The organism is Streptomyces beijiangensis, assembly GCF_017315755.1.
Taxonomy (GTDB): domain Bacteria; phylum Actinomycetota; class Actinomycetes; order Streptomycetales; family Streptomycetaceae; genus Streptomyces; species Streptomyces beijiangensis.
The window spans coordinates 1-299 of sequence record NZ_JAFLRJ010001121.1 but is presented as its reverse complement, the minus strand read 5'-3'; the positions used below and the strand labels follow the sequence as shown (position 1 = coordinate 299).

Annotated in this window: 1 pseudogene; it reads right to left on the bottom strand. The window is 65.6% G+C overall.

The annotated features are described in order from the left end of the window. Positions 1–111 precede the first annotated feature (111 nt). Positions 112–299, bottom strand: a pseudogene (locus J0695_RS40825) (D-2-hydroxyacid dehydrogenase); the annotation flags it as partial.

The following is a 299-nucleotide window of genomic DNA, read 5'->3' as shown; positions in this document are numbered from 1 at the left end:
AGAACGGCGCCTTCACCCCCGTCGATGTCACCCGCGCCGTTCTCGTAACCGGAGAGGAGCTGGAGTGCGGTCAGCCGGGTCAGATCGGTGAGGTCGGTGAGGTCGCTCGGCTCAGTCATGCTGGGGGACGTACCCACGTTTCTTGTCGACCACGTTCGGAAGTTGCTTCCCGGCGGCCCAAAGTTCGTACAACTCCAGGAACTGCGCGCCCAGATCGTCGCGCCAGCCGATCGTGTCGCCGCACATGTACGGCGAGACGAACAGGTCGGGGACGTCCCACAACGGGCTCTCCGGGGGGC